General features: G+C 74.2%; 15 protein-coding genes and 1 pseudogene. 9 read left to right on the top strand and 7 right to left on the bottom strand.

The window, feature by feature from the left end; translation table 11 throughout:
* The first annotated feature begins 330 nt into the window (after positions 1-330).
* Genes I4Q55_RS36935 through I4Q55_RS36925 form a run of 3 tightly spaced genes read left to right on the top strand, consistent with a single transcriptional unit; the run spans position 331 to position 1,791 of the window.
* Positions 331-699, top strand: a complete 369-nt coding sequence (locus I4Q55_RS36935; RefSeq protein WP_206794768.1) for a roadblock/LC7 domain-containing protein — start codon at positions 331-333, stop codon at positions 697-699.
* A gap of 45 nt (positions 700-744) precedes the next feature.
* Positions 745-1,116 (top strand): hypothetical protein, encoded by a 372-nt coding sequence (locus I4Q55_RS36930; RefSeq protein WP_242547426.1) that lies wholly within the window; start codon positions 745-747, stop codon positions 1,114-1,116.
* A gap of 6 nt (positions 1,117-1,122) precedes the next feature.
* On the top strand, positions 1,123-1,791 hold the full coding sequence (locus I4Q55_RS36925) for a hypothetical protein (RefSeq protein WP_206794765.1): 669 nt from the start codon (positions 1,123-1,125) through the stop codon (positions 1,789-1,791).
* Positions 1,792-1,797: 6 nt separating this feature from the next.
* Here the strand turns inward: I4Q55_RS36925 and I4Q55_RS36920 are convergent, their stop codons facing one another.
* Positions 1,798-2,010 (bottom strand): hypothetical protein, encoded by a 213-nt coding sequence (locus I4Q55_RS36920; protein WP_206794763.1) that lies wholly within the window; start codon positions 2,008-2,010, stop codon positions 1,798-1,800.
* Positions 2,011-2,172: 162 nt separating this feature from the next.
* On the opposite strand from I4Q55_RS36920, the gene I4Q55_RS36915 reads away from it, so the two are divergent.
* Positions 2,173-2,736, top strand: a complete 564-nt coding sequence (locus I4Q55_RS36915; RefSeq protein ID WP_206794762.1) for a copper resistance CopC family protein — start codon at positions 2,173-2,175, stop codon at positions 2,734-2,736.
* A gap of 4 nt (positions 2,737-2,740) precedes the next feature.
* On the opposite strand, the gene I4Q55_RS36910 is transcribed toward I4Q55_RS36915, so the two are convergent.
* Positions 2,741-4,555: a glycoside hydrolase family 15 protein gene (locus tag I4Q55_RS36910; protein WP_206794760.1), complete on the bottom strand. Its 1,815-nt coding sequence runs from the start codon at positions 4,553-4,555 to the stop codon at positions 2,741-2,743.
* Between the two features lie 137 nt (positions 4,556-4,692).
* Between I4Q55_RS36910 and I4Q55_RS36905 the strand changes: the two genes are divergently transcribed.
* Positions 4,693-6,036, top strand: a complete 1,344-nt coding sequence (locus tag I4Q55_RS36905; protein ID WP_206794758.1) for an MFS transporter — start codon at positions 4,693-4,695, stop codon at positions 6,034-6,036.
* Between the two features lie 75 nt (positions 6,037-6,111).
* On the opposite strand, the pseudogene I4Q55_RS49730 reads toward I4Q55_RS36905, so the two are convergent.
* From I4Q55_RS49730 to I4Q55_RS36890, 3 genes and pseudogenes are all read right to left on the bottom strand, one after another.
* Positions 6,112-6,354: pseudogene (locus tag I4Q55_RS49730) on the bottom strand (ion channel); the annotation flags it as partial.
* Positions 6,355-6,527: 173 nt separating this feature from the next.
* Complete coding sequence (locus tag I4Q55_RS36895; RefSeq protein ID WP_206794756.1) at positions 6,528-6,890, bottom strand: SHOCT domain-containing protein; 363 nt, start codon at positions 6,888-6,890, stop codon at positions 6,528-6,530.
* Between the two features lie 129 nt (positions 6,891-7,019).
* A complete protein-coding gene (locus I4Q55_RS36890; RefSeq protein WP_206794755.1) occupies positions 7,020-9,686 on the bottom strand; it encodes a LuxR C-terminal-related transcriptional regulator in 2,667 nt (888 codons plus the stop codon).
* Between the two features lie 118 nt (positions 9,687-9,804).
* Here I4Q55_RS36890 and I4Q55_RS36885 point away from each other — a divergent pair, with 118 nt between their 5' ends.
* Entirely contained in the window at positions 9,805-10,128 is a 324-nt protein-coding gene (locus I4Q55_RS36885) for a hypothetical protein (RefSeq protein WP_242547403.1), read from the top strand.
* Positions 10,125-10,364 (top strand): hypothetical protein, encoded by a 240-nt coding sequence (locus I4Q55_RS36880; RefSeq protein ID WP_206794753.1) that lies wholly within the window; start codon positions 10,125-10,127, stop codon positions 10,362-10,364. The genes I4Q55_RS36885 and I4Q55_RS36880 overlap by 4 nt, the downstream gene beginning before the upstream one ends.
* Here the strand turns inward: I4Q55_RS36880 and I4Q55_RS36875 are convergent.
* Positions 10,359-11,717, bottom strand: a complete 1,359-nt coding sequence (locus tag I4Q55_RS36875; protein WP_206794751.1) for a DUF2252 domain-containing protein — start codon at positions 11,715-11,717, stop codon at positions 10,359-10,361. The two genes, I4Q55_RS36880 and I4Q55_RS36875, sit on opposite strands and share 6 nt — an antisense overlap.
* Positions 11,718-12,105: 388 nt before the next feature.
* On the bottom strand, positions 12,106-12,600 hold the full coding sequence (locus I4Q55_RS36870) for a DUF1269 domain-containing protein (RefSeq protein WP_206794749.1): 495 nt from the start codon (positions 12,598-12,600) through the stop codon (positions 12,106-12,108).
* Positions 12,601-12,796: 196 nt separating this feature from the next.
* Here I4Q55_RS36870 and I4Q55_RS36865 point away from each other — a divergent pair, with 196 nt between their 5' ends.
* Positions 12,797-13,258 carry a hypothetical protein gene (locus tag I4Q55_RS36865; RefSeq protein ID WP_206794747.1) on the top strand — a complete coding sequence of 154 codons (462 nt, stop codon included), beginning with the start codon at positions 12,797-12,799 and terminating at the stop codon, positions 13,256-13,258.
* A 103-nt stretch (positions 13,259-13,361) separates the two neighbouring features.
* Positions 13,362-15,920 carry a LuxR C-terminal-related transcriptional regulator gene (locus tag I4Q55_RS36860; RefSeq protein ID WP_206794744.1) on the top strand — a complete coding sequence of 853 codons (2,559 nt, stop codon included), beginning with the start codon at positions 13,362-13,364 and terminating at the stop codon, positions 15,918-15,920.
* Positions 15,921-15,923 lie beyond the last annotated feature (3 nt).

Genomic DNA, 15,923 nt, shown 5'->3' with positions numbered 1-15,923 from the left:
CCGGGGGTGGGGCGCTTGGGGCCGCCCTCGGACGCCGCTCGCGTCAGTGGCGTGCGCCTCTCGCCGGGGTTCTTCGCATCGTGGCCTTTCCTGCCGCGCGCCCGGGAACGTCGAACATCGAATTCCATTATCGCGTGATCAATGGACATCGTCACTTGTTTCTGTTACGAGTTAATATTTCTTTCACTCGATCGTGTGATGCTAAAACTCAGGCTCGGGTGCTGTTGGCGAAAAGTAATGGCGACGGTAAGGTTCGCGCCGTGCTGAGCAACCCGAATGGTTGATTATGCGCCACTCGCCTTTTTCATTCCGATGCAGAAAGAAAGAGTCTTGGACTTCGAAGCGCTGGCCGGCGAGCTGCGGAACCTGCGGGAAAACGTCTCTGGTGTGACCGACACGGTGCTGGCCGCCGTCGATGGGATTCCGATCATTGCCGATGCTGCCGATCACATCGATCCGGCCAAGGTCTCGGCGCTCGCCGCGGCTGATCTGGGGATTGCGCGGCAAGCCGCGGAAATCACCGGCAAGGGCACCTTGCACCAGACCGTCGTTTTCGGCAGTGAAGGCTACATGGCCGTCTACGCCATCGGGCGGCTGGCGCTGATGGTCGTGCTGGGGGACAAGGGCCTCAACGTCGGGCGCCTCCTTTTCGAAGCCCGGCCCGTCATCGAACGGATCGGCTCGATCCTGGCCGCGTAGCACCCGGCCGACCTACCCGTCCACGGAAAGGATGCAGCACCCATGATGAACATCGACACGGCACTCAAGGAAGCCATGTCCATCAGCGGCGCCGTCGGCGTCGCGCTGGTCGACTACGACAGCGGCATGTCGCTCGGCACCGCCGGCGGTGGCGACTGGCTCGACCTCGAAGTCGCGGCCGCGGGCAACACCGAGGTGGTGCGGTCGAAGCTGCGGGTCATGTCCTCGCTCGCGCTCAACGACACCATCGAGGACATCCTGATCACGTTGCACCGCCAGTACCACCTGATCCGGCTGCTGAACTCGGTGAGCTCCCGGAACTCGCTGTTCCTGTACCTGGTGCTCGACCGCGACCGGGCGAACCTGGCGCTGGCCCGGCACTACCTCAAACGCATCGAAACCGATCTGCAGGTGTAACCCGGGATGAGCGGAGGCGGCTCCCGCGCCGCACTCGTCGTCGGCTCGGCTTTCGTGCACGACATCGGCTCCCTGTTCCCCGTGACGATGACCCTCGCCGGTGACGAGCTGGCGTTCACTTTCGTGTCGTCCTGTCCGTCGCCCGATTCCGTCGAAGAATGGGTGCGGCGGCGGTCGGGCAGCGTCGTGGCCGGCCGGGTGCCGCGGTTCTTCGTCGATGCCGATGGGCGGCGGATCCGCGTCGAGCTCGCCGGGTCGCCGGTCCGGGCCCTGGTCGTGCTCGCCGACGAGGTGACCGCGGCGCCGGCGACCGTCCCGCCGCTCGGCCGCTGGCAGGACCAGATGCCCTGCCGGGTGCGGGGCGCGATGGACGAGCTCGCGCGGATGCTGTCGCGCTGCCACCACCACGCCGGCGGCGCGGCGCCGCTGATCGACCTGGAACTGGCCTACCGGCCGGACCGCGAGTACGAGACCCGGCTGGCCGGTGCCCACGAACGGGTGCGGGCCTACATCGCGCCGGTCCGCCCGGTGCTGGCCCTGCGCTGGCGCTCGGCGACGTCGGCGCAGCGCAGGGCGTTCCTGGCCGAGGTGCCGGACGGCACGCCGGCCCGCGGCTGGCTCCGGCGGCGCCGCACCACGCGGATCATGGGAATGGAGGTGGAGGTGTCGCCCTGACCGCACTCAGGCCGGGGTAAGGAGCTGGTCGAGCACCCCGGCCTTGATGTCGGCGACCAGGACCTCGAGCTGCTCGACGCTCATTTCGATCTTCTGGCCGAAGTCGTCGGTGATGACGATCCGGCGCTCGGCCGGGGCGTCGTCGGCGACGTGGAGCTCCGGGCAGCCGCAGTTGCACTGCCCGCAGAACGTCGCGATGTGGCGCCAAGGTGCGGTCACGGTCGGGCTCCTCTTCGTCGTCGGTGCCGGCAGCCGAGTAGTCGGACGGGAACCCCGGCCGGTTCCCGGATCAGCCGATCCGGTGACGGTGGCCGGCCGCGGCGCCGTGCGGCGGGCTGCCAGACTGCTCCGGTACGGACGTCGTCGGATCGAGGGACTCGCATGAAGATCGCCCGGTTGTTCGGTGCCCTGGTGCTCGCGCTGTCCGGCGTGCTGCTGGTGGCCGGGCCCGCGTCGGCGCACACCGAGCTCAAGTCGAGCTCGCCCGCCGAAGGGGCCAGCCTGGCCGCGCCGCCGCGGAAGATCGAGCTCACCTTCGAAGAGCCCGTCACCCTGCAGCCGGACCCCCTCTCGGTCACCGGCCCGGACGGGGCGAAGTGGGCCGTCGGCACCCCGTCGGTCGTCGACGCGGTGATCTCGGCCCCGGTGACCCCGGCCGGCCCGGCCGGTGCCTACACGCTGACCTACAAGGTGGTGTCCGCCGACGGCGACAAGGTGACCGCCGCCGTGCACTTCACGCTGACCGCACCGGTGTCGTCCAGCGCGGCGGCGCCCCCGTCGCCGGCCGCCGCGACCACCGAGGCCGCGACGCCGGCGCCGACACCGGCTCCCGCGAGCGACATCGGCGCCGGCGTCCCGGCGTGGGTGTGGATCCTGGTCGCCGTCGTGGGCGTGGTGGCCGCGATCGTCGTCGCGCTGCGCTTCCTGCGGCGGCCCCGGCCGTAGCGCCTCAGCCGAGGGTGGTGTCGAGGGTGACCGCGGCGTCGATGAGCGCCAGGTGCGTGAACGCCTGCGGGAAGTTGCCCAGCTGCTCGCCGGTCGGGGCGATCTCCTCGGCGTACAACCCGACGTGGTTGGCGTAGGTGAGCATCTTCTCGAACGCCGTGCGGGCTTCCTCCAGCCGGCCGGCGCGGGCCAGCGCGTCCACGTAGGCGAAGCTGCACAACGAAAACGTGCCTTCGGCGCCGGCCAGGCCGTCCGGGGACCCGGCCGGGTCGTAGCGGTAGACCAGGCTGTCGGTCACCAGGTCCGCCTGGATCGCGTCGAGCGTCGAGAGCCACAGCGGATCCTTGGGCGGAAGGAAGCCCGTGCGGGGCATGCGAAGCAGCGACGCGTCCAGCTCCTCGCCGGTGTCGTGCTGGACGAAGGCGTTGCGCGTCCGGTGCCAGCCGCGGGCGAGGAGCTGGCCGTGGATGCTGTCGCGCTGCCACGTCCAGTCCTCGACCGGCGCCGGCCGGCCGTGGGCGGCGGCCAGGCGGATGCCGCGGTCGAACGCGACCCAGCTCATCAGCCGGCCGTAGGTGAAGCGCTTGCGGCTGCCCCGGGTCTCCCAGATCCCCTCCTCGGGCTGGTCCCAGTGGTCGCCGAGCCAGTCGAGGGTCGCGCGCAGGGCCGTCCAGCCCTGGTGGGGGAGCTCGAACCCGGCGCGGTCGGCGGCGAAGACGCTGTCGAGGGCTTCGCCGTAGATGTCGAGCTGCAGCTGCCCGGCCGCGTCGTTGCCGATCCGGACCGGGCTCGACCCGCGGTACCCGGACCAGTGCGCGAGGCTCTCCTCCCGCAGGTCCGTCGTACCGTCCACGCGGTAGAGCACGGCGAGCGGCCCGCTCGGCCCGCCGCCGCCTTCGCGGATGCGGTCGCCGAGCCAGTTCCCGAACCGGGTCGCCTCCTCCGCGAACCCGAGTGACAGCAACGCCGAAACCGAGAACGACGCGTCCCGGACCCACGTGTAGCGGTAGTCCCAGTTGCGTTCGCCGCCGAGCTCCTCGGGCAGCCCGAGGGTCGGCGCGGCGACCAGGCCGCCGGTCGGCGCGTAGGTCAGCAGCTTGAGCGTGATCGCGGAGCGGGCCACGATCTCCCGCCAGCGGCCGCGGTAGGTGGAGCCGGCCAGCCAGTCCCGCCACCAGTCCACAGTGGACTGAAAGAGCTCCTCGAACTCGGCGACGCGCATCTCCCGCGGCGGCTCGGCGGCGTCGGTCTCCAGCACGACCCCGCGGACCTGGCCGGCTGACAGGGTGAGGCTCAGGTGCACGTCCCCGCCCTCGACGCGCACCTCGGCCAGGTGCTCGTCGCCCGGTTCGCGGACCGCCCGCAGCGTCAGGGAAGTCTCGCGCGCGACGAACACGGCGCCGTTCGCGACGAGCATCGCCTGGTGCGGGCGCCGCCCGTAGTCGAACCGGGGCGCGACCACGACGTCGAACGTCATCCGGCCGCGGACGCAGCGCACGAGCCGGGCGATCCGGTGCCGGGTGGTGGCTGTGCCGCCGGCCGGCGGCATGAAGTCGACCACCTCGCCGAGGCCGTCCGGGCCGGCGAACCGGGTGATCAGCACCGCGGTGTCCGGGTGGTACATCTGCGAGCTCGCGCACGCGCCGGCCGGGCGGATCCGGAACCGGCCGCCGCGCTCGTCGTCGAGCAGTGCGCCGAAGACCGACGGCGAGTCGAAGCGCGGGGTGCAAAACCAATCGATCGACCCGTCGGTCGTCACCAGAGCGGCGGTCTGCAGGTCACCGATCAGCCCGTGCTCGGCGATCGTGGTCTCGGTCATCGTTCCTCCTGGGGGCAGCGGGATCTCCTCGGTGCACCGTCGCCCGGGCCCGGCCGCGCTGCCTCATCCCCGCCGGGTGAGGTGGCCCGGCCGCCGCGCGGCCACGGTGGGCGCCACCCGAGCAGGAAGGCCCGCCGATGATCGTGCTGCCCCTGGCCCTCGCCCAGTTCGTCGCGAGCTACGCGGCCACCACCATGACGGTGGCCGTCAGCGCCATCGCCGCCGATCTCGGCACCACGGTGCTCGGCGTGCAGGCGGCGATCACCGTGTTCACCCTGACGATGGCGTCGCTCATGGTGCCCGGCAGCAAGCTGAGCGACCTGCTGGGCCGCAAGCGCTGCTTCCTCGCGGGGCTGGCCGTGTACGGCACCGGCGCGCTGCTGGCCGCGGCCGCGCGGGGGCCGGGCCTGCTGATCGCCGGGTACTCGGTGCTCGAAGGAATCGGGTCGGCGCTGATGATCCCGCCGATCTACATCCTGGTCACCGTGACCAGCCGCGACCGCACGGCCCGCGCGCGGGCCTTCGGCGTGGTCAGCGGTGCCGGCGCGCTGGGTGCCGCGGCCGGGCCGCTGGTCGGCGGCTTGGTGACGACGTGGCTCGGCTGGCGCGCGTCCTTCCTCCTGCAGGTGGTCCTGGTCGGCGTGATCGTCCTGCTCGCGCTGCGGATCGTCGAACCGCCGCCGCCCGCGCGCACGCGGCGGTTCGACGTCACCGGCGCGGTGCTTTCGGCGGCGGGGCTGTTCTTCGTCGTCTTCGGCGTCCTGCAGGCGGGCACCTACGGCTGGCTGGCGTCACCGGTGTGGCTGTTCGCCGGGATCGGCGCCGCCTTCCTGGTCGTGTTCTTCGCGCACGTCCGGGTGCGGGAGCGGACCGGCCGGGAGCCGCTCGTGCCGTCCGGGCTCTTCCGCGACCGCGGCACCGGGCTCGGCCTGCTGACCCAGCACGTGCAGTGGCTCGTCCTGCAGGGGTCGTTCTTCGTGGTGGCGGTCTTCCTGCAGCAGGTCCGCGGCTACGACGCGATCGGGACCGGGCTGATGCTGACCCCGGCGACGATCGGCATCCTGGGGGCGTCGGCGGCCGCCGGGCGGCTGGCGCGCCGGCATTCGCAGCGTGGCCTCGTCCGCGGCGGCTTCCTCCTCGCCGGCGCCGGCCTGGTCCTCGTGCTGCTGCTGGTCCGCGCCGACTCCGGCGTGGCGAGCGCGGTGCCCGGCCTCTTCCTGCTCGGCGCCGGCGTCGGGATCATGCTGACGGCCTCGGTGAACCTGGTGCAGTCCCGCTTCCCGGACGCCGCGCAGGGCGACATCTCGGGGGTGTCGCGCAGCGTGTCGAATCTCGGCTCGTCGGTGGGGACGGCGCTGGCCGGGTCCGTCCTGGCCGGCACGCCGCACCTCGGCGGGCGCTCCTTCGCGCTGGCTCTCACCACCCTGGGCGTCGTCGCGGTGGCCGGGCTGGTCGCGGCCCTGCTGCTGCCGCCCGAGTGAAGCGTCCTTTGTGGACTGGACCGCGGTGACGATCACCCGCAGGACCACGCCCAGCACCACCAGGTCGGCGATCATCTGCAGGGTGACCAGCACCCGGGCGCCGGTGGCGATCGGGGCGATGTCGCCGAAGCCCACGGTGGTGAAGACGGTGACCGTGAAGTACAGCGCGTCGGTGCGCGTCAAGGCCGTGCCGAACGCGCCCGCGCCGTCCCGGGCGAGCACGTAGTAGCCGTCGGCGAACAGCAGCAGGAAAAGCGGGAGGATGAGGGCCAGCGCCTGGACACCCTGCCACGCCGGGAACGGCGAGCGCAGGATCATCCGCACCTCACCGACGACCAGCAGCACCACGAGGCCGAGCCCGGCGGCGAAGACGACCGCCGTCCACGGCTGGAGTGCCTGGTCGACCGGGAGCAGGTAGTAGAGGCAGACCAGCGCGGTGACCGTGAGCAGCGGCCGGAGCACCGCGAGGTGGACGAACCGCCACCGGCGCGTCACCGCGCGAGCGCCTTCCGCTTGAGCGCCTGGTATTCCGCGTCGTCGATGACGCCCTCCGCGAGCAGCCGCCGGGCTTCGGCGATCTGCGCCGCGCCGGTGGTGGCCGACGCGGCTTCGCGGGCCCGCTGCCGCTCGAGGAGGTGCCGGCCCTGGGTGACCAGGTAGAGCAGGATGCCGAGGAAGGGCAGCAGGATGAGCAGCACCGTCCAGCCGGCCTTGGCCCAGCCGGACACGTCGGTGCGGCGGAAGAGGTCGCCGAAGGCCACGAACAGCAGCCAGAACCAGGCGACCCACAGAAAGAACACCAGCATCGTCCACATGAGGTTCAGGAAGGGGTACTCCGCGCTCGCCAGTGCCATGACATCTCCTCGTCCGGGGATCGGGGGCCCGGCCCCGTAGCACCGGCCCCGCCCCCACCACCCGATCCCCCCCCCCCCTCTTCTTCTCCCCCCGACACCGGCGGCAGGGCCCGGGCCGGGAACCGCCGCTCAGACCGTGAAGTCGGCCACCTCGGCGTCGAGCAGCCCGCGTTCCTGTGCGATCGCCACGGCCTCGCGCCTGCTGCGGACGTCGAGCTTCGCGTAGATGCCGCGGACGTGGGTCTTGACCGTGTTCGGCGAGACCGTCAGGTCCTGGGCGATCTCGTCGATCGACCGCTGGGTGGGCAGCAGGCGCAGGACGCTGCGCTCGCGTTCGGTCAGCGGTGCCGGCATCGGTGGGGTGCGCAGCCGTTGCCGCACGGCCAGGATCTCGCCCGCGAACCGCTCGCCGGCGCCGAGTCCGCCCAGCCTGCTGGTCAGGAAGCCGATCAGCTCGGGCGGGGCGAACACGAACGGGAACCGGACCCCGGTCGGCTCCGCGGCGCGCAGGGCCTCGTCCAGCAGCCGGGCCGCGCGCTCGGCCGCGCCGGCCGCCAGTGCGGCCTGCACCCCGATCAGCGACGCCTCGATCGTGGCCCACGCCAGCTCCATCGGTGCTTCGTCGTCCAGCAGGGACCGCAGCACCGACGTCGCCGCGTGGTGGCGGCCGAGCCGCAGCTGGGTGCGGGCGCGCATCAGCTGCAGCTCACCCGAGCCGGCGAGGATCGGCAGTGCCCAGCGGACCGTCTCCCTGGCCTGGCCCGCCGCGCCCAGCCGCAGCGCGGCGCGCTGTTCCAGGACCGCGCACAACGCCGCGTGGCCGGTCGGGCAGGCGCGTCCGGTGCCGAGGCGGGTGCGGGCCCGGCGCATCCGCCGCAGCCCCGCGTGCCAGCCGCCGAGCTCGAACTCCGCGGCGCCCCGCAGTGTTTCGGCGAACAGCCGCAGCTCCCTGGCCGCCCGTGCGGGCGCGTCCCCGAGCAGCTGACCGATCCGCTTCGTGTGCTTGAGGCAGTCGGCCGGCTCGCCGCACAGCAAGGCTCCGTACGCCAGCAGCGCCCCGGCCTGGGCGCCCTGGAGCGACCGCGGCGGATCCCGGTGCGGCAGCCGGGCGCCGGCCCGGCGGGCCAGCGTCTCCATCGCCCGGTAGTCGCCGTCGTGGCAGGCCAGCTCGGCCAGCAGGGTCAGGCACTGGGCGACCGTGAAGTCCTGGTGGACCCGCTCGGCGGTGCCGAGGACGCGCAGCAGGGCTTCCCGGGCGGCCTCGCGCTCGTCGCGGGCGATGAGGACGCCGGCGCGGTGCAGGGTCGCGAGTGCGCCCAGCCCGGCGCCGCCGGCCAGCTCCTCGTCGACCTGCCCGGCCCGGCGGGCGGCCGGGGCCGGGGAGTGGTCGAGCCGGTCGAGCCAGGCGTACGTCAGCTGCCGCAGCACGGTCAGCTCCGCCGTCGGCCGGTCCGGCCACGACGCCTCCGCCCGGGCCAGCTGCAGGCCGGCCGCCGACGGCTCGGCCGCCTCCAGATACAGCCCGGCCGAGACCAGCGCGGCCGGCGGGTCGACGGCGATCCGGCGGTCCTCCAGCAGGGCCAGCGCCAGCCGCAGGACGTGGTGCTCACCCGCGAGGAACAGCGTCACGGCGTGCTCGCGCAGCAGCTCGCGGACCCGCTCGGGCCGGCCCGAACGGACGCTGTGGAGCAGCGCCGGCGCGGGCCGGTCGTGCTCGGCGAACCAGCGGGCCGCCTTCGCGTGCAGGGTCCGCGTCCGGTCCGGCGCCCGCCGCTGCAGGTCCGCGCGCAGGTAGGTGCGCAGCACCGGCAGCACCTGGTGGTGCGGCGGGGTGCCGCCGGAGTCGACGACCTGGGTGGCCGGCTCGCCGAGCTCGCGCAGCAGGGCCTCGGCGTCCACCCGGCCGGAGAGCTCCGGCGCCAGCCCGGCCGGGACGTCGTCGCAGATGCTGATCGTCCGCAGCAGTTCCCGCTGCGGCGGGGTGAGGGCGGCGAGCACCTCGTCGGTCAGGTAGCCGAGCACGGAGCTGTCGCGGCCGGCGCAGAAGTCCCGCAGGCTGCCGTGCCGGGCCGCCGACGCCGCGGCGAGCCGCAGCCCGGCGGGCCAGCCTCCGGTCCGGGCGACCAGGTGGCCGACCTGGTCCCGCGGGATCGCCGAGCCGGCCGTGGCCAGCAGGGCGCCCGCCTCTTCGGCGGTGAACCGCAGCCGGGCGGCACCGACCTCGACGAGCCGGTCCGCGAGCCGGGCCCGGCCCAGCGGCAACGGCGGTTCCCGCCGGCTCGCGACCGCCAGGCACAGGCCCGCCGGCTGGTGGCGGACCAGCGCCCGCAACCCCCGCCACGGGCCGGGGGAGGTGATCTCTTGAGCGTTGTCGAGGACGAGCACCACGGGTTCGGGCACCGTGTCGAGCGCGTCGGCGACCTGGGCGAGGAAGGTGAGGTCGGTGCTCGGCGCGTCGGGAACCGCCAGCCGCCGCAGCGGGTTGCCGTCCGGGATCCGGCCGCAGCGGCCGAGGGCTTCGAGGGCCGCGCTCCAGAAGAGCCGGTCGTCGTTGTCGTCGGCGTCAGCCGACAGCCAGGCGACCGCGTCGCCGTCGCGGTGCCGCGCCCACTCGGCCAGGAGCAGCGTCTTGCCGAACCCGGCCGGGGCCCCGACGAACACCATGGCCGCTTCGCCCGCTCCGTCGAGGACGCTGCGCAGCCGCGGCCGGGAAACGAAGTCCGCCGGCGGGCTGGGCACGGTGATCTTGGCGCTCGGTACCCGTCTTCGGGTCGGGACGTCGTGGCATTGCCGCATGTCCGTTCTCCTTCTCGATCGGTTCGCAAGACAATCCCGGCGGATCCTGCCACGCAATTGCCCGGCTCACCCGCTGCGGGCGAAGAGAACAACGGGGGCGGGCACAATCGTGGACCGGGTGAAAAATCGTGGAGATTCCCCGGGGAAAGAACGATTCGCCGTTTCCCGGTTCTGCTGGCTCGGGCCGGCCGAGCTCGTGGTCTTCGACGTGGTCCGGACCGGCCGGGTCGGGGCCGGCTCGGTGCTGCTCGGGCTGGCCGTCGCGCTGTCCGCCCTGAGCCCGGCGCCCGAGCTGCGGACCGGCGTCCGCGCCGGTGCGGACCTGGTCGCCCGGCTGGTCTTCCTGCCCACCCGCGGCTGGTCGGCGGCCGTGCTGCTGCTCGACGCGGCGATCGTCGCCCACGCGTGGTTCGCCGCGGGCCGGCGCCGGGACGCCCGGTGAGCCGGGCGAGCGTGGCCGCGGCGAATTACGTCTTCCGCGGCGGTGGTGCCATTCCGGAACGGGCCGCCGAAGGAGTCGAGGATTTCCGCGGTGTGCTCGTCGTGCCGGTGCCGCCGGAGACGATAGTTTTCGGCACCGTTGCCCATCCCGGAAGCCTTCCGCTGATCCTGCGGCAGCTCGAAGCGCTCGGGATGCACGTGCAATCCGTGCACCGGGTCCGGGAACTGCCGTCATGACGCGGCGGCCGCCGTGACGTGCCCGAGCCGGATCGCCTGCCGCAGGGCGGCGTGGTCGCGTTCGTTCTGGTCGGCGCAGGAGACGGCGAACTGACGGACGGCTTCGGCGAACGCCGGGCCGGCGCCCAAGTAGGCGGCGATCGCGAGTGCGTCCCCGGTGCGCGCGTGCGCCCGGGCCAGTGTCCACCCGCACAGCCGCGCGTGCGCCCGCAGGATGTCCGGGGTCATCGTGGTGACGTCGCCACCGGGCTGGTCGTCGCGCAACCGCCGGATGTGGAAGTCGGCGGTCCGGCCGTCGAACCCCGCGGTGCGGGCCCAGCCGAGGAAGACGTCGCCGGTCGCCTGGATCAGCCGCTGGCCGGTGACCACCCGCCGGCCGGGGCCGCCCGGCACGTTCGCGCCGGTGTACTCCTGCAGCACCGACGGCCGGGCTTCCTTCAGCTGCAGCAGCAGCGGATCCCCGGTGCCCGTGTGGGCGAGCATGGCCACCCAGCACCGCGTGCCCGCGTCACCCGGCCCGGTCACCGCGCGGGCCGCGTCGGCGAGCCGGTAGCGGTCCAGCAGCGCTCTGCGTGCGGGGCCGAGTGTGCGCCGGTACTGGGAAAGCACGACGCCGAGGCGCTCGGTCAACGTCGCCGGGTCGCCGTCGCCGGCGAGGCGGCCCGCCGGGACGAGCGACGGCGGCCGCGCGGCCAGCCGCAGGTGCCCGTCGCGGATTTCGGTGCACCGCCGGACGCCGTCGCCGCGCCGCGGGCCCAGCCGGTGGGCCGCGACCACCTGCAGCGTCCGGGCGTCGGGCGGGGCGAAGAAGATGTCGAGCGGCGTGCGCCGCGCGAAGTCGTGCATCGCCAGGCGGTAGGCCTCGACCGCGGCGAGCACGGTGCGCCGGCGCGGGGCCGCCGCGTGGCCGTTCTCCCGGCCGGTGACCTCGAAGCTCGCGGCCAGCCGCTTGACGTCCCATTCCCACGGCGCGGGCAGGGTTTCGCCGAAGTCGGCGAAGTCGAACACGAGCCGGCGGCCCTGGGCGGGGAAGAGGCCGAAGTTGGCGAGCTGGGCGTCGCCGCACGCCTGGACGCCGAACCCGGTCCGCGGGGTCAGCGCGAGGTCGGCCGCGGCGGGGAGCGCGGCACCGCGGAAGTAGGCCAGCGGCGAGGCGGCCATCCGGCCGTAGCGCAGCGGCCGCAGCTCCGGGACGCGGTCGCGGTCCTGACGGGCCAGCAGCGTCAGCGGATCGGCGCGCCGCAGTGGGCTCGGGAACTCGGCGTGGCCGTCCGCCGGGACGGCGGCGCGCGCGGCGCGGGCCCGGGCGATCCGCACGTCGGGGGCCGCGGTCTCGTTGTCGGTGAGAGTCATGGGACGGATCGTCGGCCGCGGCGCGGGCCGGGGCGTCGCCCGCCGGGGGTGAAGCGGGGAGTCATCCACCACGGGTGACGACCGGCGGCGGCGCGGGCCGCAGGGTGTGCCGTGGAGGTGCGGTGATGGCGGAGCGGACGCCGCGCGGCCGGCACCCCGGCGGGTGCGCCACGGGATCTCCCCGCCCGGCCCGGCCCGGCGCCGCGCTCCGCCATCCCGTCCGGGACTGCCCGGCGGCGCTCTCGGGGGAGCGCGCGCACCTCCCACGGGACCGCGGCGGCGCTCGGGGGCGCCGCCGCGGTCCCGCCCGTGATCATCACAGCCACGCTCCGCCGAAGCGGTGGGTGTGCGCGATCGGGCAGCGCCGCCGCGGTCCCGCCCGTGATCATCACCGCGGTGCTTCGCCGAAGGCCTCGCGCAACCGGGCTTCCTCCACGTCGGACAGGTTCGTGCTCAGCAACGTGGCGCCGGTTTCCTTGAACGGCTCGACGACCCGGTCCAGCACGGTCTCCCCGGACATCACGAACAGCGCGGACGTCCCCGGCGTGACCTGCGACCGGACGGTGGCGATGAACTCCGGGTCGATCCCGACGTGGCTGAGCGATCCGGTGAGCGCGCCGATCGCCGCGCCGACGGCCATGCCCAGCAGCGGCACCAGGAAGATCAGGCCGAACAGCAGGCCCCAGAAGCCCCCGCCCAGCGCGCCGGCGCCGGTCAGGCTGCCGAGGTCCGTGGTCTTCGGCTTCTTCCGGCCTTCGGGCCAGGTCACGTAGGCCGCGTCGGTTATCGAGATCAGCTGCTGCTTCTGCAGCTGCCGGAGCAGATCCAGCGCGTTTTCGGCACCTTCGACGGTCGGGAACCGCCACACGGTCAACGTGGACATGACGTCCTCCTCGGTCTGCGGGGATCGGTGGTCGAGCCGCACTGTTTCCCCCGCGCGGGCGGGCGGCATCGCCCACGCCGTGTGAGCCCGGGAGCGAAGCGGCCGATCTCACCTGGGGCGGGCGAGGCCCGGCGGACCGGCGACCGACCATGATCGCCCGGGTCCGCAGCCCACCCGAGGAACGAGGAAGAGGATCATGACCGAACCCAGGCAGCCCCGGACGCAGGCCACCGCCGGACAGGCGCCGCTCCCGCCGGACCGGGCCGTCGCGCGGTCGCGGCGGGTCGGCTGGATCTGGTTCGCCGGGACGATCACCGTCCTGGCCGGACTGTTCAACGTGGTCGAAGGCGTGGTCGCGCTGTTCGACCGGGACTACTACGTGATCGGCCCGTCCGGGCTGCTCGTCTTCACGCTGGCCGGCTGGGGCTGGGTGCACCTGATCGTGGGCGTCCTCGTCGTGCTGACGGGCATCGCGCTGTTCACCGGATCGACGTGGGCGCGGGTCGTCACGGTCGCGCTCGCCGGGTTCAACGCGCTGGCGCAGCTGGCTTTCCTGTCCGCGTACCCCTTCTGGGGCATGCTCGTGATCGCCCTCGACGTCCTGGTGATCTGGGCCGTCATCGTGCACGGCGACGAAGCCACCTACGAAATCTGGTGACCCCGCGAGCCCGGTCGCGGGCCGGTGATCAGTACAGTCGTGGCCTCCGCCCGGCGTCGACCGCGGATCCGGGGCGCATTCTCCCGACAGCCGAGAGGTTCACGTGCCCGATCGAACGACGCCGGAGTTCCGGCCGGTCCCCGGGGTGAAGGTCGCGGTGCCGCGACTGCCGGGCAGCTTCGTCCCCCGCCCCCGCCTGGCCGCGGTGCTGGACCGCGCCACCACCCGCCCCGTCACCGTGGTCCGAGCGCCGGCCGGGGCGGGCAAGACCACCGCGGTGGCCGGCTGGGCCGGCGACGGCCACGACGTCGCCTGGGTGTCCCTCGACGAGGACGACAACGACGAATCCCGGTTGTGGGCGGCGATCCTCTGCGCGTTGCGCCGCTGTCCCGCGGTGCCCGGCGACCGTGGTCTGGACCGGCTCGGCCCGCCGCCGGCCGGGCGGCGGCGGGGCTTCCTGGCCGACCTGGACGACGCGCTCGCCGGACCGGCCCGGCCGGTCCGGCTGGTGCTGGACGACCTGCAGGAGATTTCCCACCCGGAACCCCTGGCCGCGCTCGCGGCGCTGGCCCGCCACCTGCCCGCCGCCGTGCGGCTGGTGCTCGTCACCCGGGTCGAGCCGCGGCTGCGGCTGGCCCGGCTGCACGTCGAGGACGTGCTGTCCCGGGTGGAGGCGGCCGAACTCCGGTTCACCGCGCGGGAAACGGCGAACCTGCTGCGGGCCACCGGAAGCACGGTGAGCGACGACCGCGTCCGGGAGCTCACCGAACGCACCGGCGGCTGGGCCGCGGCACTGGGCTGGGCGGCCGTTTCGGTGCGCGAAGCCGACGACGCGGACGCGCTCGTCGCCTCCGTCACCGGCGACGAGCGGGCCGTGGCCCGGTTCTTCGCCGACGAGGTTCTCGCCCGGCTGCCCACGGCGACGTCGGATCTGCTGCTGTGCCTCGGTGTCTGCGACGCCGTGAGCGCGACGCTCGCGGTCCGGCTGTCCGGACGCGGGGACGCCGGGGCGCGGCTGGACGAGCTCGAGCGCGCGATGGGGCTCGTCACGCGCACGCCCGCCGGCACCTACCGGCTGCCGCCGTTGCTCCGCGGGTTCCTGCGGGCCGAGCTGGCCAGGCAGGATCCGGGACGGGTGCTGCGGCTGCACGGGATCGCCGCCCGCTGGTACGCCGGCGAAGGCCGGTTCGGGGAGGCGCTCCGGCACGCCGTGGCGGGCCGCGACCGGCAGCGCGTCCTCGTCCTGGCGCGCGAGCACGCCGTGCGCCAGGTGCTCGCGGGCGACGGCGAGCCGGTGCGGATCGCGCTCACCTACCTGGGCGCCGCGACGGTCGCCGCGAGCCCGCCGCTGCGGCTGGCGTCGGCGCTGGACAACATCCAGCGCGGCCTGCCCGCCGCGGCCGCGGCCGACCTCGGCACGGCGGAGCACGACCACGAGCTGTGGCCCCTCGCCGTCCGGCACCTGGCGCTGGTCACCGGGAAACGCCCGCCGGAGAACGGGCTTCCGGTGAACCGGGTGCCCGGCTTCGACGCCTGGGTCACCCTCGACCGCGCGTGGCGGTCGCTGCACCGCGGGGCCGGGCGGCACGCCGTCACCCAGGGGCAGGAAGCCCTGCGCCGGGCCCAGCGGGACCGGCTGGACCACCTCGTGCTCCACAGCAGGCTGGCGCTGGCCGTCGCGACCGCCGTCGGCGGAGACCACTCGGCGATGCGGCGGGCCTGCACGGGCGCGCTCGCCGTCGCGCGCCGGCACGGCTGGCGCCGGTCCCCCGGGGTGGCCGAGTGCCACCTGATGCTGGCCTACGACGACCTGATGCGCGCCGAGCCGGTCGCCGCGGCGCGCGAGCTGGCCCAGGCGGCCGCGGCGGAAGTGCCGGGCGGCACGCCGCTGCCGGCCCCGCTGCGCGGGTTCTTCGAAGGCATGGTGCGCTTCGACGACGGCGACCGGACGGCGGGCTCCGAGGCCATGCGCGTGGCCCGGCACCGGCTCGCCGGCCTGGAGCTGCCGGCCGAGCTCGTCGCGGTGTGCGGGGTCGCCGAGTACCACGCGGCCCTGGTCCTCACCGAGGGCGCGCACGCGGCGGAAGTACTCGCGTGGGTGCACGAGCGGCTGCCGGGCAGCGGCGAGCTGGCCCTCCTGCGGGTCCGCGCTCACCTGGCCGCGGACGAGCCGGCGGCGGCCGAAGCGGTCCTGCGCGACACCGCCGTGGCGACGCCGTTGCTGCCGGCCACCCCGGTCGACCGGTGCCTGGCGGAAACGGCGCTGGCGCTGCGGTCCCACCGGCGGACCAAGGCGCTGCACGCGTTGGACCGCGCGCTCGCCCTGGCCCGGCCGAACGGGCTGGTGCGCCCGTTCGCCCTCGCCGAGCCGCAGGTCGGGCACCTGCTGATCGACCACTGCGGCGGGTTCGGCTCGCTCGACCGGTTCGCCCAGGCGGTCCGCGGCAGGCTCGTCCCGCACGCCCCGGCCACCAGCCTGACCGACCGCGAGCAGGTGGTGCTGGAACGCCTGCCGTCCCAGCGGTCCCTGGACGAGATCGCCTCGGACCTGACGGTCTCGGTCAACACGGTGAAGACGCACGTGCGGGCGATCTACGGCAAGCTGGGCGTGAACAACCGGCGTTCGGCCGTCGTGGTGGCCCGCCAGAACGGGCTGACCTGAGTT

It is taken from the genome of Amycolatopsis sp. MtRt-6 (genome assembly GCF_017308975.1).
Taxonomy (GTDB): Bacteria; Actinomycetota; Actinomycetes; order Mycobacteriales; family Pseudonocardiaceae; genus Amycolatopsis.
The sequence above is the reverse complement of the archived record's forward strand: the minus strand, read 5'-3'. Positions and strand labels throughout refer to the sequence as shown.